Raw genomic sequence first — 20,578 nt, 5'->3', positions numbered from 1 at the left:
GTTTCAGCGGGCGATCGCGTAGGCCTGTCCGCCGCGGGGCGACGCGGCGGCGCACAGCAGCCCGTCGTCCGGTTCGACGCCCACCGCGCACACCTTGCCCAGCGACCAGTCGGGGACCGTCACCAGGTCGTGCCCGCGGCAGGCCAGGCCGGCCGCCGCCTCCTCGGTGCGGCGGTGCTCGATCCGGACGCCGAGCGGCCGGTGGGTGCGCGGTACGAACGAGGAGGGGACGTGCTCGGAGTGGAAGGCGAGGCTCTCGACCGCCTGTTGGAGGCCGAGACCGAAGTCGGTGCGGGCCAGGAAGAAGCCCAGCGTCCACTGGTCCTGCTGGTCCCCGCCCGGCGTGCCGAACGCCAGCGCCGCCCGGCCATCCCGTACGACGAGGGTGGGACTCAGCGTCGTCCGGGGCCGCTTGCCGGGTGCCAGGGAGTTGGGGTGCCCCTCCTCCAGCCACGCCATCTGGCCCCTGGTGCCCAGCGGGAAGCCGAGCCCCGGGACCACCGGGGAACTCTTCAGCCAGCCGCCGCTGGGGGTCGCGGCCACCATGTTGCCGTGCCGGTCGGTGACGGTCAGGCAGCAGGTGTCGCCGCGCGCCTCGGTTGCCGCCAGGACCGGGGGCACGACCGTGGGCAGTCCGTCGTACAACTGCCCCTGCCAGTACGGCCCTTGTGGCGGATCCGCCCGGTCGAGGGACGGAATCCGGGGCGTGCGGCCGTCCGGGGCACCCGGCCGCAGACGCCCGGAGGCCTGGTCGCCGACCAGCCTGCGGCGGTCGGCGGCGTAGCGCTCGGAGAGCAGCGTGGCCAGGGGTACGTCCGTGAAGTCCGGGTCGCCGTACCAGGCTTCGCGGTCCGCGTAGGCGAGCTTGGCGCACTCGATGACGGTGTGCAGGTGGTCGGCGCTGTCCAGGCCCATGGCGGCGAGGTCGAAGCCCTCCAGCAGGGCGAGTTGCTGGAGGAAGACCGGGCCCTGCGACCACGGGCCCGGCTTGTGCACCTCCAGGCCGCGGTAGGAGCGGCTGACGGTGTCCTCCGTGGCCGGCACCCAGCGGGCGAGGTCGTCGCCGGTGAGCAGGCCCCGGTGGCGGCGGCCGGTGGCGTCCAGGACCTCGGTGCGCAGGTGCGCGTCGACGGCCGCCGCGACGAAACCGCTGTAGAACGCCCGGTGGCCGGCGCGGATCTGCTGCTCGCGGCCCGCCCCCGCCGCCTCGGCCTCCTTGAGGACCCGCCGGAAGGTCTCGGCGAGCGCCGGGTTGCGCAGCCGGGAACCCGGCCGGGGCGGGGCGCCGGCCACCAGGTAGGTGCGGCCCGACTCCGGCCACAGGTCGCGGAACAGCTCGGCCAGCACGCCGATGGCCTCGGCGGCCTTCGGCAGGACCGGGTAGCCGTCCGCCGCACAGCCGACCGCGTACTTGAGCACCTGTGCCAGGCGCAGGGTGCCGTGCTGCTCCAACAGCTTCAGCCAGGCCCCGAACGCGCCGGGGACGGTGGCCGGGAGCAGGCCGGAGCCGGGGATCCGGGACAGGCCCAGGTCCGCGAAGGCCTTCGGGGTCGCCGCCGCCGGCATCGGGCCCTGCCCGCAGATCACCCTGGTGCGCCCCGAAGCGGCCTCGAAGAGGAGGATCGGGACGTCACCGGCGGGCCCGTTCAGATGGGGTTCGACCACCTGTAGGACGAAGCCGGTCGCGGCGGCGGCGTCGAAGGCGTTGCCGCCCGCCTCCAGGGTCGCCATGCCGGCGGCCGAGGCCAGCCAGTGCGTCGAGGAGACCGCGCCGAAGGTGCCCCGCAGCTCGGGACGCGTCGTCATGCCCGCGCCTCAGGCCGAGGCGGCGGGGGTCGGCAGGTCGCTCAGACTCTCCGCGATCTGCTGGTCGGTGACCGTCGGGTTCTGCAGTGTTCCGGCGAGGTAGGAGTCGAAGGCGGCCAGGTCGAAGTTGCCGTGCCCGGAGATGTTGAACAGCACCACCCGCTCCTCCCCCGCCTCCTTCGCGGCCACCGCCTCGACGATCGCCGCCTTCAGGCCGTGCGACGACTCGGGGGCGATGACGAAGCCCTCGCTGCGCGCGAAGCTGATCGCCGCGTCGAAGACGTCCGTCTGCGCGTAGGCCCGCGCCTCGATCAGGCCGTGCTCCTTCAGCAGGCACAGGCTGGGCGCGTCACCGTGGTAGCGCAGGCCGCCGGCGTGGATCGGGCCGGGGATGAACTCATGGCCCAGCGTATGCATGTACAGGGGCGGGGTCAGCCCCGCGGTGTCCGCGAAGTCGTAGGCGAGCTTGCCGCGGGTGAGGGTCGGGCAGGCCTCGGGCTCGGCGGCCACGAACCGGGTCCCGGGGTGCGCCCCGTCCAGCCGGTCCTGCATGAACGGGTAGGCGAGACCCGCGTAGTTGGAGCCGCCGCCGACGCAGCCGATCACGACGTCGGGGTACTCCCCCATGATCTCCATCTGCTTCTTGGCCTCCAGCCCGATCACGGACTGGTGCAGCAGCACGTTGTTCATGATGGAGCCCAGCGCGAACTTGGTGTCGTCCCGGCTCAGCGCGTCCGCCACGGCCTCGCTGATGGCGATGCCGATGGACCCCAGGGAATCCGGGTCCTTGGCGAGGATCGCGCGCCCGGCCTCGGTGCGCTCGGTGGGTGAGGCGAAGACCTCGGCGCCCCAGCTGCGCATGAGCGACTTGCGGTAGGGCTTCTGCTCGAACGAGGCCTTGACCATGTAGACGTTGACCTCAAGCCCGAACAGCGCGCCGGCGAACGACAGCGCCGATCCCCACTGCCCCGCCCCGGTCTCCGTCGTCAGCCTCCGTACGCCCTCCTCGGCCGCGTAGTACGCCTGGACGACCGCGGTGTTCGGCTTGTGGGAGCCCGAGGGGGACACGCCCTCGTACTTGAAGTAGATGTGGGCCGGGGTGTCGAGCGCGCGTTCCAGCCGTTCGGCGCGGACCAGCGGGGAGGGTCGCCAGATCTTGTAGACCTCGCGCACCCTGTCCGGTATCTCCACCCAGCGCTCCCGGGTGAACTCGTCCTCGATCACCTTGCGCGGGAGCAGGTCCGCCAGGTCGCCGGGTTGCAGCGGGGCCATCGTCATCGGGTTGAGCGGGCCGGGCAGGGGTGCGGGCAGGTCGGGGAGGATGTTGTACCAGCGGTCGGGCAGATCGTTCTCGGAGAGCAGGACTCGCTTCAACACCGTTGGTTCCCTTCGAGGGGCCGGGCCATTCCTACGACGGATCGTATGAGTGCGGAATGTCGGACAGCCTCACCTTTTGTGCCTGACAGGCGAAATCGCACTCCCCACATCGGACTAGGCCGATAGGGGCAGGACTCTCGCGCCGCGGCCCACCACACTGGCTGGGGACGGGAGTTGGGCGAGGTGGAGGGGGCGGACATGGCCGCGGGAGACGAGGGCGCCGTACGCGAGGGGGAGAGCCGGCGCTTCCGGGCGATCGTGTCGGGCGACCTGGCCGGGTTCAGGGAACTCGCGCATCCCGGGCTCACCTACACGCATTCGAGCGGGAACGTGGACACGCTCGACTCGTTCCTCGCGAAGTGCGAGAGCGCCTTCTTCGTCTACCACCGCATCGAGCACCGCACGGACAGCGTCACCGTGGTCGGTGACACCGCCGTGGTGACCGGCGCCGCGTCCGTGGACATGACGGCGGGCGGGACGCCCAGGGAGCTGGCCAACCGGACGCTGGGCGTGTGGGTCCGGGTCCACGGGCAGTGGCGGCTGCTGGCCCACCAGGCCACGGCGAGGCGGTAGCGCCGTGGGCGCGCGGGCCCGGCACGGTCCGACGGAACGCCCCGGGCGGCCTGACAGCACGGCACCCGGGACTGCGGTCCCGGGTACGCCACCGGGGCGGCACCCCCGAAGGGGTACCGCCCCGGTGGGCCGTACGTACTGCTGCCGGCGAGGCCGGCGGGAGTAAGACGCGGACTAGAAGTCCATGTCTCCGCCCGGCATGCCACCCGGGGCGGCAGCGCCGGCCTTCTCGGGCTTGTCGGCGATGACGGCCTCGGTGGTGAGGAACAGCGCGGCGATCGACGCGGCGTTCTGGAGGGCGGAGCGCGTGACCTTCGCCGGGTCCAGGATGCCCTCGGCGATCATGTCGACGTACTCACCGGTGGCGGCGTTCAGGCCGTGACCGATGGGCAGGTTGCGGACCTTCTCCACGACGACGCCACCCTCAAGACCACCGTTGACGGCGATCTGCTTGAGCGGGGCCTCCAGCGCGAGCTTCACGGCGTTGGCGCCGGTCGCCTCGTCGCCCGTGAGCTCCAGCTTCTCGAAGACGGCCGAGGCCTGGAGGAGGGCGACGCCACCACCGGCGACGATGCCCTCTTCGACGGCCGCCTTCGCGTTGCGGACGGCGTCCTCGATGCGGTGCTTGCGCTCCTTGAGCTCGACCTCGGTGGCGGCACCGGCCTTGATGACGGCCACGCCGCCGGCCAGCTTCGCCAGGCGCTCCTGGAGCTTCTCGCGGTCGTAGTCCGAGTCGCTGTTCTCGATCTCGGCGCGGATCTGGTTGACGCGGCCCTGGACCTGCTCGCTGTCACCGGCACCGTCGACGATGGTCGTCTCGTCCTTGGTGATGACGACCTTGCGGGCGCGGCCGAGCAGGTCGAGACCGGCGTTCTCCAGCTTGAGGCCGACCTCCTCGGAGATGACCGTGCCGCCGGTGAGGATGGCGATGTCGTTCAGCATGGCCTTGCGGCGGTCGCCGAAGCCCGGGGCCTTGACGGCGACGGACTTGAACGTGCCACGGATCTTGTTCACGACCAGGGTGGAGAGCGCCTCGCCCTCGACGTCCTCGGCGATGATCAGCAGCGGCTTGCCGGACTGCATGACCTTCTCCAGCAGCGGAAGGAGGTCCTTCACGTTGCCGATCTTCGAGTTGACGATGAGGATGTACGGGTCCTCGAGCGCCGACTCCATGCGCTCCATGTCGGTCGCGAAGTACGCCGAGATGTAGCCCTTGTCGAAGCGCATGCCCTCGGTGAGCTCAAGCTCCAGGCCGAAGGTCTGCGACTCCTCGACCGTGATGACGCCTTCCTTGCCGACCTTGTCCATGGCCTCGGCGATGAGCTCGCCGATCTGGGTGTCGGCGGCGGAGATGGAGGCGGTCGAGGCGATCTGCTCCTTGGTCTCGACCTCCTTCGCCTGCTCCAGAAGGGCGCCGGAGACGGCCTCGACGGCCTTCTCGATGCCACGCTTCAGGGCCATCGGGTTGGCACCCGCGGCGACGTTACGAAGGCCCTCACGGACCAGCGCCTGCGCGAGGACGGTCGCGGTCGTCGTGCCGTCACCGGCGACGTCGTCCGTCTTCTTCGCGACCTCCTTGACGAGCTCGGCGCCGATCTTCTCGTACGGGTCCTCGAGCTCGATCTCCTTGGCGATGGAGACGCCGTCGTTGGTGATCGTGGGGGCGCCCCACTTCTTCTCAAGGACGACGTTGCGGCCCTTGGGGCCAAGGGTGACCTTGACAGCGTCGGCGAGCTGGTTCATGCCACGCTCGAGGCCGCGCCGGGCCTCCTCGTCGAACGCGATGATCTTGGCCATGTGAAGTGGTCCTCCCAGGACGTCGGGGGCACCCCCTGCTCCTCAAGAGCTTGGGGGAGGATTGCTCCGGACCGTACGATTCGGCGCCCGCGACGGACGGCCTCGCGATGCCCGGGATCCCTTACCCCGACACCACTCGGCCTCACCGAACCTGGTCCAAGTTCTGTCACTCTCACTGGGAGAGTGCTAACGCCAATGATTAGCACTCGACCCATGCGAGTGCAAGCGGATACCACAGATGGTGAGGGCGCGCGCACGCAGAGGCCCGTCCGGGTGGGCGCCGCCCGCGCGCCGCCGCAGCCAAGCACGGAGGGCCCGTACCCCGGTGACGGGGTACGGGCCCTGCGTGCGTGAGTGCTGGTGAGTGCGTCGGTGGCCGATCGCGCCGGGATCAGACGGCGAGCTTGACCATGTCCGCCTGCGGACCCTTCTGGCCCTGCGAGATCTCGAATTCGACTCGCTGACCCTCTTCAAGGGTGCGGTAGCCGTCCATCTGGATCGCGCTGTAGTGGACGAATACATCCGCACCACCGTCGACCGCGATGAAGCCGTACCCCTTCTCCGCGTTGAACCACTTGACGGTGCCCTGAGCCATGCCTAACTCCCCTATTACTGGCCCTTACGCGGTGCCGCACTTCGCGACCCCGGGTCAGACCCCACCCGCGAGAAGGAACGCGGCTGGTGTGCGCCGAAGCGCGTCGACCGCGGCTGAATGTATCCGCCCAACTGCCCTCTGCAACAGGTCAATCGGACGAGAATTCTGGGTAGGCCTGAACGCACGGAACGGTCAACTGACGCAATTCCAGGTCAAGTCGGGCCGGACATAGCGTGCGCTTCGGCGGCAAAAGGCTCGAACACGCGGCACGCATCTTCTCGCGTTCTCATATGCGCGAGGCAAAGGCGGAGAGCGGGGCTTCCCCTACTCTACTCCTTTCAACCCTACGGAATTGCCCCCTCCGCTTGTGAGCGAAGGGGGCAACTTCCGTTGGCGCGGGGAGCTTTCGGGGCTCAGCCGCCGGCGACGGCCGGGATGATCGAGACGCCCGCGCCGTCCGGCGTGGCCGTCTCCAGGCCGCTCTCGAAGCGCACGTCGTCGTCGTTCACGTACACGTTCACGAACCGGCGCAGCTTGCCCGTGTCGTCCAGGACGCGGGCGGCGATGCCGGTGTGGTTCTTCTCCAGGTCGGCGATGACCTCGGCGAGGGTCGCACCCTCGGCGGCCACCTCGGACTCACCGCCGGTGTACGTGCGGAGGATGGTGGGGATGCGGACCTTGACGCTCATGGTGTTCAGCCTTCCTTGCGTACGTGAGGGGTTCAGCGTGCCAGGCCGGCGCCGCGGAACGCGTCCAGGCTCGGGCGGATGGTCGCGGAGGGGCCGGTGGTCGGGGCCACCGCGTCCAGCGTCTTGAGGCCGTCACCGGTGTTGAGCACGACGGTGGTCAGCGCCGGGTCCAGCAGCCCCGCCTCGATGAGCTTCTTCGTGACGCCGACGGTCACACCGCCCGCGGTCTCCGCGAAGATGCCCTCCGTACGGGCCAGCAGCTTGATCGCGTCGACGACCTGCTCGTCGTTCACGTCCTCGACGGCGCCACCGGTGCGACGGGCGATGTCCAGGACGTACGGGCCGTCCGCCGGGTTGCCGATGGCCAGGGACTTGGCGATGGTGTTCGGCTTCTGCGGGCGCACGACGTCGTGACCGGCCTTGTACGCGGTGGAGACCGGCGAGCAGCCCTCCGCCTGGGCGCCGAAGATCTTGTACGGCTTGTCCTCGACCAGGCCGAGCTTGATCAGCTCCTGGAGCCCCTTGTCGATCTTCGTGAGCTGGGACCCGGAGGCGATCGGGATGACCAGCTGGTCGGGCAGCCGCCAGCCGAGCTGCTCGCAGATCTCGTACGCGAGGGTCTTGGAACCCTCGCCGTAGTACGGACGCAGGTTGACGTTGACGAAGCCCCAGCCCTCGCCGAGCGGGTCGCCGATGAGCTCGGAGCAGAACCGGTTCACGTCGTCGTAGTTGCCCTCGATGCCGACCAGCTCGCCCCCGTACACGGCGGCCATGACGACCTTGCCCTGCTCCAGGTCGTGCGGGATGAAGACGCAGGAGCGGAACCCGGCGCGGGCCGCGGCGGCGCCCACCGCGCCCGCCAGGTTGCCCGTGGAGGAGCAGGAGAGGGTGGTGAAGCCGAAGGCGCGGGCGGCCTCGACGGCGATCGCGACGACGCGGTCCTTGAAGGAGTGCGTCGGGTTGCCGGAGTCGTCCTTGACGTACAGGCCGCCGGTGACACCCAGCTCGCGGGCCAGGTTGTCCGCCTTGACCAGCTTGGTGAAGCCGGGGTTCAGGCTGGGCTTGGTGGCCACGTCGGCGGGGACGGGCAGCAGGGGCGCGTAGCGCCAGATGTTCTCCGGGCCGGCCGCGATGCGCTTCTTGAGCTCCTCGGCGCCGGCGGTGGGAAGGTCGTACGCCACTTCCAGCGGTCCGAAACACAGCTGGCAGGCGAAGATCGGGCCGAGCTCGAAGCGCTCGCCGCACTCGCGGCAGGAGAGGGCGGCGGCGGGGCCCAGGTCGACGGTGGAGGTCGTTGCGGTTTCTGTGGTCTGCACAGCCATGATGGCGAGGTCCTTCCTCATCTTCCCCGCGACGGCTTTCGCCACGAGACGGAATTGGCACCTTCCTGACCTGACCTCGCGGTCGGCCGGGGGGTTGCCGGGACTTCAACGGGCCGTTTCCCTCTGTCCCTCTGGATGAGCGCTATGACTCCGGGTGCCGTGGACGGCCCGGGTGTTTGTGTGCGGACAGACCCCGACATGCGCCGGTCGTCCGCGTTGTTCAAGACTGTAACCGAACCCCCGGACGGGTGTGCCAGACGTCCGGACCGCGAGATAGATCACAGAGTCGGGAGTGACGGGCGTGCTGGAAGAGGTGGAGCGCTGGCTGGGCACGCGGTCCTGGACCGCTGCCGACCGGCCGCTGGAGCGGCTGCTCGCCGCGAAGGCGGCCAGGGGCACCACCGTCAGCGTCGTCCTGCCCGCGCTCGACGAGGAGGCGACGGTCGGGGCGATCGTGGCCGCGATCCGCACGGACCTGATGGGCCCGGAGGCGGGCGGCCGGGGCGTGCCCCTGGTGGACGAGCTGGTGGTGGTCGACTCGGGTTCCAAGGACGGCACGGCACGGGCCGCGGCGGCGGCCGGGGCGCGGGTGGTGCACCGGGACGACATCCTGCCCCGCGTACCGGCGCTGCGCGGCAAGGGCGAGGTGCTGTGGCGCTCGCTGCTGGTGACCCGGGGTGACGTGATCTGCTTCGTGGACGCGGACCTGCGGGAGTTCGACCCCTCGTTCGTGTCGGGGATCGTGGGCCCGCTGCTGACCGAACCGGACGTGCAGTTCGTCAAGGCGACGTACGACCGCCCGCTGGGCAGCGAGTGCGACGGGCCCGGCGCCGACCGGGCCGCCGGGCAGGGCGGCCGGGTCACGGAGCTGATGGCCCGCCCGCTGCTCAACCTGCACTGGCCGCAACTGGCCGGTTTCGTACAGCCGTTGGGCGGTGAGTACGCGGCCCGCCGGAGCCTGCTGGAGCGGCTGCCCTTCCCGGTCGGTTACGGAGTCGAGCTCGGGCTCCTGATCGACTCGCTGCACACGGTCGGCCTCGACGCGCTCGGCCAGGTGGACGTGGGGGTGCGCAAGCACCGCCACCAGGACGGCCAGGCCCTGGGCCGGATGGCCGCCGCGATCTACCGTACGGCCCAACTCAGGCTCTCGCGGGGGCACTTGGTTCGCCCCTCCCTCACCCAGTTCGAACGCCTCGACGGTGCCTTCGTACCCCGCACCCACCCCGTGGACACGGAGGAGCGCCCGCCTATGCGTGAGATCGAGGAGTACGCGGCACGCCACGCGGCATGACCCCGGCCGGACCCGCCGCCCCGAAGAAGCCGATGACGGACGGCCCCGGCGAGCCCCTGGGCGGACCCGACGGCAGGCTGGCCGAGACCGGTGGGCGCGACGACCGGCTGCCGCTCGTCGGCGGGATCGCGCTCGGTCTGGCCTCGCTCGGAGTGCTCGCCCGCACCGTGGCCCGTCGGCGTCGCGGCTGACCCCGCACACACGGACGGCACGGCCGCACGTTTGAGGGAATCCCGGACGGGCTAGGTTTCGCCATATGGCAGCCCAGATCCTTGTTGCGTCCAATCGCGGACCGGTTTCGTACACGATCAACGACGAGACCGGTTCGCTCGACGCCCGGCGCGGCGGCGGCGGTCTCGTCTCCGGCCTCAGCGCAATCGGTTCCGAAGACTCCCTGTGGGTCTGCTCGGCCCTCGGCGAAGGAGACCGCGAGGCGGTGCGCCGGGGGGTGTCCGAGCCAGGTGTGCAAATGCTCGACATCGACGCGGACACGCACACCGCCGCGTACAACGGCATCGCGAACTCGGTCCTGTGGTTCGTCCACCACCTGCTCTACCAGACCCCGCTGGAACCGGCCTTCGACGCGGAGTTCCGGCAGCAGTGGGACGCCTACGAGCGGTACAACCGGGCCTTCGCCGAGGCCCTGGCCGCGGCCGCCGCCCCGGACGCCACCGTGCTCATCCAGGACTACCACCTCTGTCTCGCCCCCGGCATGCTCCGGGCGCTGCGCCCCGACCTGAGCATCGGCCACTTCTCGCACACCCCGTGGGCCCCGGTCGACTACTTCCGGCTGCTCCCCGACGACATCGCGAAGCAACTGCTGAACGGCATCCTCGGCGCGGACCGGGCGGCCTTCCTCACCCGCCGCTGGGCGGACGCCTTCACCGCGTGCGCGCTGGAGCTCCTGGGCGAGGAGGCACTCGACGGCAAGCGGATCGGCGTGCACGGCCTCGGCGCGGACGCGGACTTCCTGCGCGAGCGCGCGCACCGCGACGACGTCGAGGACCGGCTGGTCTCGCTCCGCGAGCAGATCGGCGGCGAGGACCGCCGCACCATCGTCCGCGTCGACCGCACCGAACTCTCGAAAAACATCGTGCGCGGCCTCCTCGCCTACGAACACCTCCTGGAGACCCGCCCCGAGTGGCGCGAACGGGTGGTCCACATCGCCTTCGCCTACCCCTCCCGGCAGGACCTGGCGGTCTACCGGGACTACACGGCCTCGGTGCAGCGGATCGCCGACGGCATCAACGCCAAGTACGGAACACCCACCTGGACCCCGGTGGTCCTGCACGTCAAGGACGACTTCGCCCGCTCGCTCGCCGCGTACCGGCTGGCCGACGTCGCACTGGTCAACCCGATCCGCGACGGCATGAACCTGGTCGCCAAGGAGATTCCGGTGGTCTCCGACAAGGGCTGCGCACTGGTCCTGTCCCGGGAGGCGGGGGCGTACGAGGAACTGGGCGACGACGCGATCGTGGTCAACCCGTACGACGTGACGGGCACGGCCGACGCGCTCCACGAGGCGCTGACGATGGAGCCGGAGCAGCGCGCGGAACGCACGAAGCGCCTGGCTGCCGCCGCGACGGCGCTGCCCCCCAAGCAGTGGTTCCTGGACCAGCTGGAGGCACTGCGCACCTGAGCCGAACACCTCGGCGCGGTACGGCAGTTGTGTCTGGTGTTCGCGAGTCGTGACGAGTACGGCCCCCCGGTGAGGGCACCCGCCCGGTAGGGAAAGGGGGCCCTCAATGGGACTCGTCACTTCGGAACTGCTGCTGGCGCGCGGGGGCGACTCGGACGACGCCTCCGACTGGGCCTGGATCGCCGGGGTCCTCGTGCTCTACCTGGCCATCGGGTACGCACTGGAGTACCGCGCGAAGAGACGCAAGGGCGCCGCCCGGCCGGCGAGGGCCGCGATGGAGGGACTGTTCTCGGAACGCGAGGGACGCGACCCGGGCCAGTACTTCCTCAGCCGGATGGTGATGCTGGGCGGCGCGCTGGTGACGGGACTGACCGCGTTCCTCACCCAGGGCGCGCCGACGCCGGTCCAGGTCCTGTCGGTGGGCGCGGTGGCGGTGCTGGGGATCTTCGCATGGGCGTACTTCGACCACCGCACGGAGCCACGCGAAGAGGGATGACCGCGGTCGGCGCCACGGGCCGAAAACACAGGAGCCCGGAACTCTTCCGAGTCCCGGGCTCCCGCACTACTTCGTCAGTAGCGGGGACAGGATTTGAACCTGCGACCTCTGGGTTATGAGCCCAGCGAGCTACCGAGCTGCTCCACCCCGCGTCGGTGAACACGACACTACGTGCTTTCGCCCCCGGTGGGAAATCGGTTCCGCGCACACTCTTACGCACACTCCTGCGCACACTCCTACGAGAGGCGCTGCGCGAGGGCCGCCAGGAAAGCGGTCACCTCGGCGGGACCCGGCAGCAACACATCGGCCTGCTCGGCGAGTTCGGGGATCGCGGAACCGCTGCACAGCAGCAGTCCGGGAATGCCTTCGGAGCGGAGCTTGTGGACGGCGGCGAAGGCCGGGAGATCGCCGAGGTCGTCCCCCGCGTAGAGGACGGAGGTCGCGCCGACCTCGTGCACGTACTCGGCCAGGGCGACGCCCTTGTCCATGCCCGGCGGCCTCAACTCCAGTACCAGGCGCCCTGGTTCGAGCATCAGGCCGTGCCGGGCCGCGAGCTCGGCCAGAGGGGTGCGCAGGGCGTCGAAGGCGGCTTCGGGGTCGCTGGCCCGGCGGGTGTGAACGGCGAGGGCCTGCCCCTTCTCCTCGATCCAGGTACCGCGCCAGGCGCCGTGCGCGTCGAGCACGCCGGGCAGCTCGGCGCGGACGGCGGCGAGGCCGGGGTGGGGGGCGGGGGCGCGGACGGTGCCGGTACGGGCTTCCCAGCGTTCGGCGCCGTAATGGCCGAGCACGACGAGGTGCTCCAGGCCCGGAACCCCGGCGAAGCCGCCGTACCGCACGGCGACCCCGGCCGGCCGTCCGGTCACGATGGCCACAGAGGCGACGTGCGGCGCGAGCGCGGACAGGGCGGGAACGGCACCGCGGTGCGCACGGGCCTGCTCGGGATCCGCGACGATGTCGGCCAGCGTGCCGTCGAAGTCGAGTGCGACGAGGGCACGTTGGGGCGCGGCCGTCATCACGTCGAGGGCGTCGCGGCCGGCGGGGGTGGACGGTTCAACAAGAGTGCCCATACGACAGACCTTACCGGGGCCCCTGGCCGGGACGCGGGGAACTGCGCGCCCCAGCTCCAACGCACCCGCACGTCCCGCACCCACGCCCAGGGGGCGCCCCGTCAGGGGCGCGGGGAACTGCGCGCCCAGCCACAACGCACGCGCGCGAAGTGAGACGGCCCCTTCAGGGGCGCGGGGAACTGCGCGACCAGCCACAACGCGCCCGCGCGAAGTGAGACGGCCCCTTCAGGGGCGCGGGGAACTGCGCGATCAGCCACGACGCGCCCGCACGAAGGAACGTCGCGAGAGGGGGCACGCGAGAAGGGTGCGCTCCGCGCGAGGGGCCGCCCCCTTGCCCACCCGTCCCGCCCCCGGGGGGCGGCCCCGCTGCCCAAGAGGGCTGGGGGGTGGGGAAAGGGGGCGGCCCCGCTGCCCAAGAGGGCTGGGGGGGAAAGGGGGCGGCCCCGCTGCCCAAGAGGGCTGGGGGGAAGGGGGCGGCCCCGCCGCCCAAGGCCGCTGAGGGTGGGGAGGGAAAGGGCGGCCCCGCCGCCCAAGGAGGGCGAGCGGGCCCGGGGCCCGAGTCGAGGGCACGTCCCGGGGAGGGGGAGGTTTATCGGCGGGTGCGCAGTGCCTCCCGTACCCTCCGTAGCCGGTTGACCGTCACCGGATCGTGCGCCAGCGCCCTCTCGTCGTCCAGGAGCGCGTTCAGCAGCTGGTAGTAGCGCGTCGGCGAGACTCCCAGCTGCTCGCGGACGGCCCGTTCCTTGGCTCCGGGGGCGGCCCAGCCCTGCCGCTCCACGGCCAGCACGGCCAGCTCCCGCTCGCTCAGCCCGGGTCCCGGGTCACTGGCCGGGTCACCGACCGGGCCGTGCTCGTCCTCGCGCGGCAGCTCCATGCGGTCCATGCGGTCCAGCGTAGGCCCCCGGCCGTCTACCGTGCGTTGTCCGTCGCCGCTGCCTCGCGGGAGAGGACGCCCAGGACGCCCGCCGGAGTGTTCGGCGGCTCGACCGACTTGCCGATCTCCTTCTTGACGCTCTCGCTCACCGTCGCCCACGACGTCTTGTCGACCGGGTAGAGCTGCGCGTTCGACATCGCGTCCAGGAACTTGCGGACCTTGGTGTGCTTGCCGTCCGTGGACATCTTGTCGGTCGCCGTGACCGTCGTCGGCAGCAGGTCGAACTCGTCGGCGAAGGTCATCACGTTCTCGTCGCTGTACGCGAAGTCGAGGAACTTGCCGATCTCCTTGCGGTGACCGTTCTTCTTGAAGGCCATCATCCAGTCGGCGACACCCATCGCCGGCTGCGGCTTGCCGTTCTCGGACGGCAACGGCGCCATCTCGTAGTCGACGCCGTTCTTCTCCGCCTGCTTCATCAGCGAAGGGTGGCCGTTGAGCATGCCGACCTCGCCCTTCGCGAAGGACTCGAAGGCCGCCTTGCGGTTGAGCTTGCCGGGCGCGACGGGGCCGGTCAGACCGGGCTTGACCAGGTCTTCCTTGAGGAACTCGAAGGCACCGATGTTGTTGGCCGAGTTGATCGTGTACGTACCGATGTCGTCGGTGTAGCCGGAGCCGGCCGACAGCATCCAGTTCATGGTCTCGGCCTGGGCCTCCTCGGGCCCGAGCGGCAGGGCGAAGGGGACCTTCACACCGGCCGCCCTGAGCGCCTTCGCGTCGTCGGCGAGGTCGTCCCAGGTCTTGGGGGCGGAGGTGATGCCGGCCTTCTCGAAGAGGCTCTTGTTGTAGAACATCAGCCGCGTGCTGCCGACGAACGGCATGCCGTACTGCCTGCGGTTCACCTCACCCGCGCGGGCGAGCGACTCCAGGAAGTTGGCCTGGGTCGGGATCGAGACCATGTCGTCGACCGGGTAGAGCTTGCCGTCCGCCGCGTAGTCGGCGTACGCGCCGATCTGGGCGACGTCGGGGTCCTGGCCGCCCTTGACCATCTCGGCGACCTTGCGGTCCACGTCGTCCCACGAGTAGATCGTGACGTCGACCTTGATGCCGGGGTTCTTCGCCTCGAAGGCGCGGGCGAGCTTGTTCCAGTACTGCTTGGTGCCGTCGCCGCCGTCGAGGTTGTAGTCCGCGGCGACGAACTTCAGGGTCACCTCGTCGGAGCCGCCGATGCCGAACGTGCCGCAGCCCGCGACCGTAGCCGCCATACCGAGTGCGGCTATCGCCGCGGTCAGACCCAAGTAGCGCCGCTGCACAGCCCGTTCCACCTTTTTTGCCCGTTTTGGTGATGGTTTGCGTTGATGCGTGCGGTGCCTTGGTGAGGCTGTCCCGGTCCCATCAACACCCTTCCCCGCATGAGTTGCGAAGAAGTGCGATGAGTTGTGATTTTCTCTCATGCCCGATCGCGAGGTCTACACCACTTGGGTATCTCTTCCGCAACGCCTTCCGCAAATCACGTAAGGCCTGCTAAGCAGGGCGGCAGCCTGGCCGTCCACCCCTTCCGTCTCTTCGAGGAGCCGTAGCGCATGTCCCGCACCGCAGTTGAGATCGCCACCCAGCCTGCCTGTTGGCGGCGCGCCGCCTCGTACGCGGCCGACTTCGATGGGCTTCCCCTGCCTGGTGAGCGCGTTGCGGTCACCGGCTGCGGCACGTCGTGGTTCATGGCGATGGCGTACGCGGCGCTGCGCGAGGCGTCGGGGCAGGGCGAGACGGACGCCTTCGCGTCCTCCGAGTTCCCGGCGGGCCGCTCGTACGACCGTGTGGTGGCAATCACGCGCTCCGGCACGACGAGCGAGGTCCTGGCCCTGCTCGGCGAGGTCCGCGGCAAGGTGCCCACGCTGGCCCTCACCGGCGACCCGAAGACTCCGGTCATGGACGCGGCGGACACGATCGCCGTCCTGGACTGGGCCGACGAGGAGTCCGTCGTCCAGACCCGCTTCGCGACCACCGCACTCGCCTTCCTGCGCGCGGGACTTGAGCGCACGGGGCCGCTTCCCGAGGGCGTGCGGACGGTCACCGCCGCCGCGGTGGACGCGGAGCTCGCCATCACCGAGCCGCTGCCCGAGGCGGTCACGTCCGCGGAGCAGTGGACGTTCCTCGGCCGGGGCTGGACGTACGGGCTGGCGCAGGAGGCCGGCCTGAAGATGCGCGAGGCGGCCGGGGCATGGACGGAGTCGTACCCCGCGATGGAGTACCGGCACGGCCCGATCTCGATCACCGGCCCCAACCGGGTGGCCTGGATGTTCGGCACGCTGCCGGAGGGCCTGGCGGGGGACGTCGCGCGCGTCGGCGGCACGGTGGTCGCGCACGCCACCGCCGACCCGATGGCCGACCTGATCCGCGCCCAGCGCCTCGCGGTGGTCCTGGCGGAGTCGAAGGGCTACGACCCGGACCACCCGCGCAACCTGACGCGCAGCGTGATCCTGGGCTGAGCCCCCGGTCCGGGCGGGCCACCCCGGCCCGCCCGGCCTTCGCGGACCCAGGCACTCTCCGGCCGGCCCGCCCTTCGCGAGGGCCCGGCCGCACCGAGCCGGCCGTAACCGGCCCGCGCGACGATCAGCCCGGCCGCGGCCGAGAACGCGACCGCGACCGCGACGGCGGCCGAAAAGCAGCGCGGCCCTCCCCCCCTCACGAGCCCAGTCGGCGGAACACGGGTCAGTGGACTAGACCTGTCCGGGGTCGACGCGCGACACTGATCCGGTGAAACACGTCATCGCCCTCGATGTGGGCGGCACCGGAATGAAGGCCGCCCTGGTCGGGACCGACGGCACCCTCCTGTACGAGGCCCGCCGCCCCACCGGCAGGGACCGCGGCCCCGAAGCGGTCGTGGAGTCGATCCTCGGCTTCGCCGCCGACCTGCACGCCCACGGCGAGGCCCACCTCGGTGAGAGCGCGTCCGCCGCCGGCGTCGCGGTGCCCGGCATCGTCGACGCCGAGAACGGGATCGCCCGCTACGCCGCCAACCTCGGCTGGCGTGACGTACCCATGCGCGCCCTCCTCAGCGAACGGCTCGGCGGCATCCCGGTGGCCCTCGGCCACGACGTCCGCACCGGCGGCCTCGCCGAGGGCCGGATCGGCGCGGGCAACGGCACCGACCGCTTCCTCTTCCTCCCCCTGGGCACCGGCATCGCGGGCGCCATCGGCATCGACGGCGCCATCGAGGCCGGCGCGCACGGCTACGCGGGCGAGATCGGCCACATCGTCGTACGCCCCGGAGGCGTCGACTGCGGCTGCGGCCAGCGCGGCTGCCTGGAGCGGTACGCGTCCGCCTCCGCGGTCTCCCTCGCCTGGGCGCAGGCGGCCGGCGACCCCACCGCCGACGCCGCCGACTGCGCCAAGGCCGTCGAGAGCGGCGACCCGCGCGCCCTCGCCGTCTGGCACACCGCGATCGACGCCCTGGCGGACGGCCTGGTCACCGCGCTCACCCTGCTCGACCCCCGCACCTTCATCGTGGGTGGCGGTCTCGCCGAGGCCGGGGAAACCTTGTTCGTACCGCTGCGTGCCGCGGTCGCCGAACGCGTCACCTTCCAGAAGCTGCCGACGATCGTGCCGGCCGCCCTCGGCGACACGGCCGGCTGCCTGGGCGCCGGCCTCCTCGCCTGGGACCTGGTCGCCGCGTACGAGGACACCGGCCGCGAGGACACCCACCGCACCGAAACACCCGGCCCCACCCCCACCACCCCCCACGCCATGTCCACCGACGCCATGGCCCCCACGGAGGTAACCGACTGATGGCCAGCAACAAGGTCCAGGTCCTGTCCGGCGCCAAGGTGGTGCTCCCCACCGGCACCGTCGAGGGCGGCCGGGTCATCGTCGACGGCACGAGGATCGCGGGAGCGCTCCCCGGCCCCGCGACCGGTACCCCCCACCTCGACCTGACCGGCCACTGGATCGTCCCCGGCTTCGTCGACATGCATGTGCACGGCGGAGGCGGCGGGTCCTTCACCTCCGGCACCCCCGAAGAGGTGCTGCGGGCCGTCCGCACCCACCGCGAGCACGGCACGACCACCATGGTCGCCTCCACCGTCACCGACGAGATGGACGTACTGGCCTCCCGCGCTGCCCTCCTCGCGGAGATCGTCCAGCAGGGCGACCTCGCCGGCATCCACTTCGAGGGACCGTTCATCTCCCCCTGCCGCAAGGGCGCGCACAGCGAGGCCCTGCTGCGGGACCCGGACCCCGCGGACGTACGCAAGCTGATGGACGCGGCGCACGGCACGGCGAAGATGTTCACGCTGGCCACCGAGATGCCCGGCGGCATCGACTCCGTACGCCTGCTGGCCGAGAACGGCGTGATCGCCGCCGTCGGCCACACCGACGCCACCTACGAGCAGACCGTCGAGGCCATCGACGCCGGTGCGAGTGTCGCGACGCACCTCTACAACGCCATGCCCGCCATCGGGCACCGCACGCCCGGCCCGATCGTCGCCCTGCTGGAGGACGAGCGGGTCACGATCGAGCTGATCAACGACGGTACGCACCTGCACCCCGGCGCCTTCCAGCTCGCCTACCACCACGCGGGCGCGGCGCGCGTCGCGATGATCACGGACGCGATGGACGCGGCGGGCTTCGGCGACGGGCAGTACCAGCTGGGCCCGCTCGCCGTCGAGGTGCGCGACGGCGTCGCCCGTCTGGTCGAGGGCGGCTCGATCGCCGGCTCGACCCTCACGCTCGACACGGCCTTCCGCCGCTCGGTGACCGTCGACGGGCTCTCCGTCGACGACGCGGTGCAGTCCCTGTCGGCCAACCCGGCCCGCCTCCTGGGCGTGGACGACCGGGTCGGCTCCCTCGAACCCGGCAAGGACGCCGACCTGGTCGTGCTGGACGCGGACTTCGCGGTCGTGGGCGTCATGCGCAAGGGCGATTGGGTGATCGCGCCCCAAGTGGGCTGACTTCTCACCGGTTTGTCCGAGACGAATGGCCCGGCCCCCTGGGCCGGCCACTCTTCCTTTGGCATGATCCCCATCGGAGGACTGTCGGCAGACTGTCCGGAAAGCGCTTGCACACAAGCTCGTTACGGGGGTGACCGAGGACCGTGCCCACGATCCTGACCGTCACGCTGAACACCGCACTCGACCTCACCCACCACGTCCCACGGCTCGTCCCGCACGCCTCGCACCGCGTGACCGACGTCGCGGAGCGGCCGGGAGGCAAGGGGCTCAACGTGGCGCGCGTGCTGGCCGCGCTCGGCCACGAGACGATCGTCACCGGCTTCGCGGGCGGCGCGACGGGCGACGTCCTGCGCACCCTCCTCGCCGCGGAGGCACCGCTCGACGCCCTGGTCCCCATCGCGGGCAACACCCGCCGCACGCTGGCCGTCGTCGACGCGTCGACGGGCGACACCACCCAGCTCAACGAGCCGGGCCCGCACGTCACCCCCGCCGAGTGGGAGGCCTTCCTCGCCTCGTACGGGGAACTGCTGGGCGGCGCCCAGGCGGTGGCGCTCTGCGGGAGCCTGCCCCCGGGCATCCACGTGGGCGCGTACGCGGACCTGGTCCGGCGCGCCCGTACCGCGGGCGTCCCCGTCCTCCTGGACACCAGCGGCGAGCCCCTGCTCCGGGGCATCGCCGCCCGCCCCGACCTGGTCAAGCCCAACGCCGACGAACTCTTCCAGCTCACCGGCGCCCGGGACCCCGCGACCGCCTCCCAGGACGCCCGCCGCAAGGGCGCGCACGCGGTCGTCGCCTCACTGGGCCCCGACGGCATCCTCGCCACGACCGACGAGGGCGGCTGGCAGGCCACCCCGCCCTCCCTCGTACGGGGAAACCCCACGGGCGCGGGAGACTCCGCGGTGGCAGGCCTGCTCTCCGGCCTGGTCACCGGGCTCCCCTGGCCGGACCGGCTGGCACGGGCCGTCGCCCTGTCGGCGGCGACGGTGGCCGCCCCGGCAGCGGGCGAGTTCGACCGGGCGACGTACGAGGCACTGCTGCCCCAGGTCAAGGTCGTCCGACAGGACGACACCACCGCTACGGGGTGACCGCGAGCCGCTAACCGGATGCCCCCGCACCACCACACCCCACCACCGCCACGGGGTGACCCGCGCCGTCCCCCGCACGACCACACGACCACCCCGCCCCGCCCGGGGACAGGACAGGGAGAGACCCATGCCACTCGTCAGCACCGGTGAGCTCGTCGCCGCGGCCGCCTCGGCGGGCCGTGGCCTCGCCGCCTTCAACGTCATCACCCTCGAACACGCCGAGGCCGTGGCGGCGGGCGCGGAGCAGGCGGGCGCCCCCGCCGTCCTCCAGATCTCCGAGAACGCGGTGAAGTTCCACGGCGGCAACGTCCTGGCCGTCACCGCGGCAGCCGCCGCCGTGGCCCGCGCCTCCAGCGCGCCGCTCTCCCTCCACCTCGACCACGTGGTCTCCGTCGGCCTGCTGCACGCCGCGCACGAGGCGGGCTTCAGCTCGGTGATGTTCGACGCCTCGAAGCTCGCCTACGCCGACAACGTCAAGGCCACCGCCGAAGCCGTCCACTGGGGTCACCGGCACGGCATCTGGATCGAGGCCGAACTCGGCAAGGTCGGCGGCAAGGACGGCGAGGCCCCGCTCGACGCGCACGCCCCCGGGGTGAGGACCGATCCCCAGGAGGCCGCCGCCTACGTCGCGGCCACCGGGGTCGACGCCCTCGCCGTCGCGGTCGGCTCCTCGCACGCCATGACGGAACGCACCGCCGCCCTCGACCACGCCCTGATCGGCCGGCTCAGGGAAGCGGTCCCGGTCCCGCTGGTCCTGCACGGCTCGTCGGGCGTCCCGGACGAGGAGATCCGCCGCGCCGTCACCGCCGGCATGGTCAAGATCAACGTCGGCACGGCCCTCAACACGGCCTTCACCGGCGCTGTACGGGCCTACCTGGAGGCCAACCCCGCGACCGTCGACCCCCGCAAGTACCTCGCCCCCGGCCGCGACGCGATGGCGGCGACGGTGGCGCACTTCCTGGCGACGATCGGCTGAGGCGGACCCCGGCAGACGGGAGAAGGCCCCCGCCGGGACCACCCG

Annotated in this window: 19 protein-coding genes, 1 tRNA gene and 1 riboswitch; of the genes, 10 read left to right on the top strand and 10 right to left on the bottom strand. The window is 71.5% G+C overall.

What is annotated here, in order from left to right:
• Positions 1 to 3 precede the first annotated feature (3 nt).
• Positions 4 to 1,806, bottom strand: a complete 1,803-nt coding sequence (locus ACIQM4_RS13835; RefSeq protein WP_401590561.1) for a gamma-glutamyltransferase family protein — start codon at positions 1,804 to 1,806, stop codon at positions 4 to 6.
• Positions 1,807 to 1,815: 9 nt separating this feature from the next.
• Complete coding sequence (locus ACIQM4_RS13830; RefSeq protein WP_401590559.1) at positions 1,816 to 3,183, bottom strand: TrpB-like pyridoxal phosphate-dependent enzyme; 1,368 nt, start codon at positions 3,181 to 3,183, stop codon at positions 1,816 to 1,818.
• A gap of 198 nt (positions 3,184 to 3,381) precedes the next feature.
• Here ACIQM4_RS13830 and ACIQM4_RS13825 point away from each other — a divergent pair, with 198 nt between their 5' ends.
• On the top strand, positions 3,382 to 3,756 hold the full coding sequence (locus ACIQM4_RS13825; RefSeq protein ID WP_401590556.1) for a nuclear transport factor 2 family protein: 375 nt from the start codon (positions 3,382 to 3,384) through the stop codon (positions 3,754 to 3,756).
• Between the two features lie 174 nt (positions 3,757 to 3,930).
• On the opposite strand, the gene groL is transcribed toward ACIQM4_RS13825, so the two are convergent.
• The 4 genes from groL to thrC all read right to left on the bottom strand — a co-directional run bounded on the left by groL (position 3,931) and on the right by thrC (position 8,159).
• Positions 3,931 to 5,553 carry a chaperonin GroEL gene (gene groL, locus ACIQM4_RS13820; RefSeq protein ID WP_401590554.1) on the bottom strand — a complete coding sequence of 541 codons (1,623 nt, stop codon included), beginning with the start codon at positions 5,551 to 5,553 and terminating at the stop codon, positions 3,931 to 3,933.
• A gap of 391 nt (positions 5,554 to 5,944) precedes the next feature.
• Positions 5,945 to 6,148 (bottom strand): cold-shock protein, encoded by a 204-nt coding sequence (locus ACIQM4_RS13815; protein ID WP_005315736.1) that lies wholly within the window; start codon positions 6,146 to 6,148, stop codon positions 5,945 to 5,947.
• Between the two features lie 413 nt (positions 6,149 to 6,561).
• Positions 6,562 to 6,837: a MoaD/ThiS family protein gene (locus ACIQM4_RS13810; RefSeq protein WP_401590551.1), complete on the bottom strand. Its 276-nt coding sequence runs from the start codon at positions 6,835 to 6,837 to the stop codon at positions 6,562 to 6,564.
• A gap of 32 nt (positions 6,838 to 6,869) precedes the next feature.
• Positions 6,870 to 8,159, bottom strand: a complete 1,290-nt coding sequence (gene thrC / locus ACIQM4_RS13805; RefSeq protein ID WP_401590548.1) for a threonine synthase — start codon at positions 8,157 to 8,159, stop codon at positions 6,870 to 6,872.
• A gap of 14 nt (positions 8,160 to 8,173) precedes the next feature.
• Positions 8,174 to 8,301, bottom strand: a riboswitch (SAM riboswitch).
• A 159-nt stretch (positions 8,302 to 8,460) separates the two neighbouring features.
• On the opposite strand from thrC, the gene ACIQM4_RS13800 reads away from it, so the two are divergent.
• The 4 genes from ACIQM4_RS13800 (at position 8,461) to ACIQM4_RS13785 (ending at position 11,585) form a co-directional block, all read left to right on the top strand.
• Entirely contained in the window at positions 8,461 to 9,450 is a 990-nt protein-coding gene (locus ACIQM4_RS13800) for a glucosyl-3-phosphoglycerate synthase (RefSeq protein ID WP_401590546.1), read from the top strand.
• Positions 9,447 to 9,641: a hypothetical protein gene (locus ACIQM4_RS13795; RefSeq protein ID WP_401590543.1), complete on the top strand. Its 195-nt coding sequence runs from the start codon at positions 9,447 to 9,449 to the stop codon at positions 9,639 to 9,641. Before ACIQM4_RS13800 ends, ACIQM4_RS13795 begins: the two co-directional genes overlap by 4 nt.
• A gap of 65 nt (positions 9,642 to 9,706) precedes the next feature.
• Positions 9,707 to 11,089, top strand: coding sequence for a trehalose-6-phosphate synthase (locus tag ACIQM4_RS13790; RefSeq protein WP_401590541.1), 1,383 nt, complete (start codon positions 9,707 to 9,709; stop codon positions 11,087 to 11,089).
• Positions 11,090 to 11,195: 106 nt separating this feature from the next.
• Positions 11,196 to 11,585 (top strand): hypothetical protein, encoded by a 390-nt coding sequence (locus ACIQM4_RS13785; protein WP_401590538.1) that lies wholly within the window; start codon positions 11,196 to 11,198, stop codon positions 11,583 to 11,585.
• A 78-nt stretch (positions 11,586 to 11,663) separates the two neighbouring features.
• Here the strand turns inward: ACIQM4_RS13785 and ACIQM4_RS13780 are convergent.
• From ACIQM4_RS13780 to ACIQM4_RS13765, 4 genes are all read right to left on the bottom strand, one after another.
• Positions 11,664 to 11,737, bottom strand: a tRNA-Met gene (locus ACIQM4_RS13780).
• Between the two features lie 84 nt (positions 11,738 to 11,821).
• Positions 11,822 to 12,652, bottom strand: coding sequence for a trehalose-phosphatase (otsB, locus tag ACIQM4_RS13775; protein WP_401590535.1), 831 nt, complete (start codon positions 12,650 to 12,652; stop codon positions 11,822 to 11,824).
• Positions 12,653 to 13,241: 589 nt separating this feature from the next.
• Positions 13,242 to 13,526, bottom strand: a complete 285-nt coding sequence (locus ACIQM4_RS13770; RefSeq protein ID WP_401591400.1) for a DUF3263 domain-containing protein — start codon at positions 13,524 to 13,526, stop codon at positions 13,242 to 13,244.
• 35 nt (positions 13,527 to 13,561) lie between these two features.
• Positions 13,562 to 14,848, bottom strand: a complete 1,287-nt coding sequence (locus ACIQM4_RS13765; RefSeq protein WP_401590533.1) for an ABC transporter substrate-binding protein — start codon at positions 14,846 to 14,848, stop codon at positions 13,562 to 13,564.
• A gap of 258 nt (positions 14,849 to 15,106) precedes the next feature.
• Between ACIQM4_RS13765 and ACIQM4_RS13760 the strand changes: the two genes are divergently transcribed.
• The 5 genes from ACIQM4_RS13760 (at position 15,107) to ACIQM4_RS13740 (ending at position 20,533) form a co-directional block, all read left to right on the top strand.
• Positions 15,107 to 16,012, top strand: a complete 906-nt coding sequence (locus ACIQM4_RS13760; protein WP_401590530.1) for an SIS domain-containing protein — start codon at positions 15,107 to 15,109, stop codon at positions 16,010 to 16,012.
• Between the two features lie 268 nt (positions 16,013 to 16,280).
• Entirely contained in the window at positions 16,281 to 17,312 is a 1,032-nt protein-coding gene (locus ACIQM4_RS13755) for an ROK family protein (protein ID WP_401590527.1), read from the top strand.
• Complete coding sequence (gene nagA / locus ACIQM4_RS13750; protein WP_401590525.1) at positions 17,312 to 18,472, top strand: N-acetylglucosamine-6-phosphate deacetylase; 1,161 nt, start codon at positions 17,312 to 17,314, stop codon at positions 18,470 to 18,472. Before ACIQM4_RS13755 ends, nagA begins: the two co-directional genes overlap by 1 nt.
• Positions 18,473 to 18,615: 143 nt before the next feature.
• Positions 18,616 to 19,557, top strand: coding sequence for a 1-phosphofructokinase family hexose kinase (locus tag ACIQM4_RS13745; RefSeq protein ID WP_401590523.1), 942 nt, complete (start codon positions 18,616 to 18,618; stop codon positions 19,555 to 19,557).
• A gap of 127 nt (positions 19,558 to 19,684) precedes the next feature.
• Positions 19,685 to 20,533 (top strand): ketose-bisphosphate aldolase, encoded by an 849-nt coding sequence (locus ACIQM4_RS13740; protein ID WP_401590520.1) that lies wholly within the window; start codon positions 19,685 to 19,687, stop codon positions 20,531 to 20,533.
• The last annotated feature ends 45 nt before the right edge of the window (positions 20,534 to 20,578 follow it).

Source organism: Streptomyces sp. NPDC091272, assembly GCF_044757485.1.
Taxonomy (GTDB): Bacteria; Actinomycetota; Actinomycetes; order Streptomycetales; family Streptomycetaceae; genus Streptomyces.
The sequence above is the reverse complement of the archived record's forward strand: the minus strand, read 5'-3'. Positions and strand labels throughout refer to the sequence as shown.

Excerpts from the sequence above, each read along its gene's own strand:
- ACIQM4_RS13795 (WP_401590543.1), top strand. The coding sequence starts at position 9,447 with ATGACCCCGGCCGGACCCGCCGCCCCGAAGAAGCCGATGACGGACGGC.
- groL (WP_401590554.1), bottom strand. The coding sequence starts at position 5,553 with ATGGCCAAGATCATCGCGTTCGACGAGGAGGCCCGGCGCGGCCTCGAG.
- ACIQM4_RS13810 (WP_401590551.1), bottom strand. The coding sequence starts at position 6,837 with ATGAGCGTCAAGGTCCGCATCCCCACCATCCTCCGCACGTACACCGGC.
- ACIQM4_RS13770 (WP_401591400.1), bottom strand. The coding sequence starts at position 13,526 with ATGGAGCTGCCGCGCGAGGACGAGCACGGCCCGGTCGGTGACCCGGCC.
- ACIQM4_RS13835 (WP_401590561.1), bottom strand. The coding sequence starts at position 1,806 with ATGACGACGCGTCCCGAGCTGCGGGGCACCTTCGGCGCGGTCTCCTCG.
- thrC (WP_401590548.1), bottom strand. The coding sequence starts at position 8,159 with ATGGCTGTGCAGACCACAGAAACCGCAACGACCTCCACCGTCGACCTG.
- ACIQM4_RS13760 (WP_401590530.1), top strand. The coding sequence starts at position 15,107 with ATGTCCCGCACCGCAGTTGAGATCGCCACCCAGCCTGCCTGTTGGCGG.
- ACIQM4_RS13785 (WP_401590538.1), top strand. The coding sequence starts at position 11,196 with ATGGGACTCGTCACTTCGGAACTGCTGCTGGCGCGCGGGGGCGACTCG.
- otsB (WP_401590535.1), bottom strand. The coding sequence starts at position 12,652 with ATGGGCACTCTTGTTGAACCGTCCACCCCCGCCGGCCGCGACGCCCTC.
- ACIQM4_RS13740 (WP_401590520.1), top strand. The coding sequence starts at position 19,685 with ATGCCACTCGTCAGCACCGGTGAGCTCGTCGCCGCGGCCGCCTCGGCG.
- nagA (WP_401590525.1), top strand. The coding sequence starts at position 17,312 with ATGGCCAGCAACAAGGTCCAGGTCCTGTCCGGCGCCAAGGTGGTGCTC.
- ACIQM4_RS13825 (WP_401590556.1), top strand. The coding sequence starts at position 3,382 with ATGGCCGCGGGAGACGAGGGCGCCGTACGCGAGGGGGAGAGCCGGCGC.
- ACIQM4_RS13815 (WP_005315736.1), bottom strand. The coding sequence starts at position 6,148 with ATGGCTCAGGGCACCGTCAAGTGGTTCAACGCGGAGAAGGGGTACGGC.
- ACIQM4_RS13790 (WP_401590541.1), top strand. The coding sequence starts at position 9,707 with ATGGCAGCCCAGATCCTTGTTGCGTCCAATCGCGGACCGGTTTCGTAC.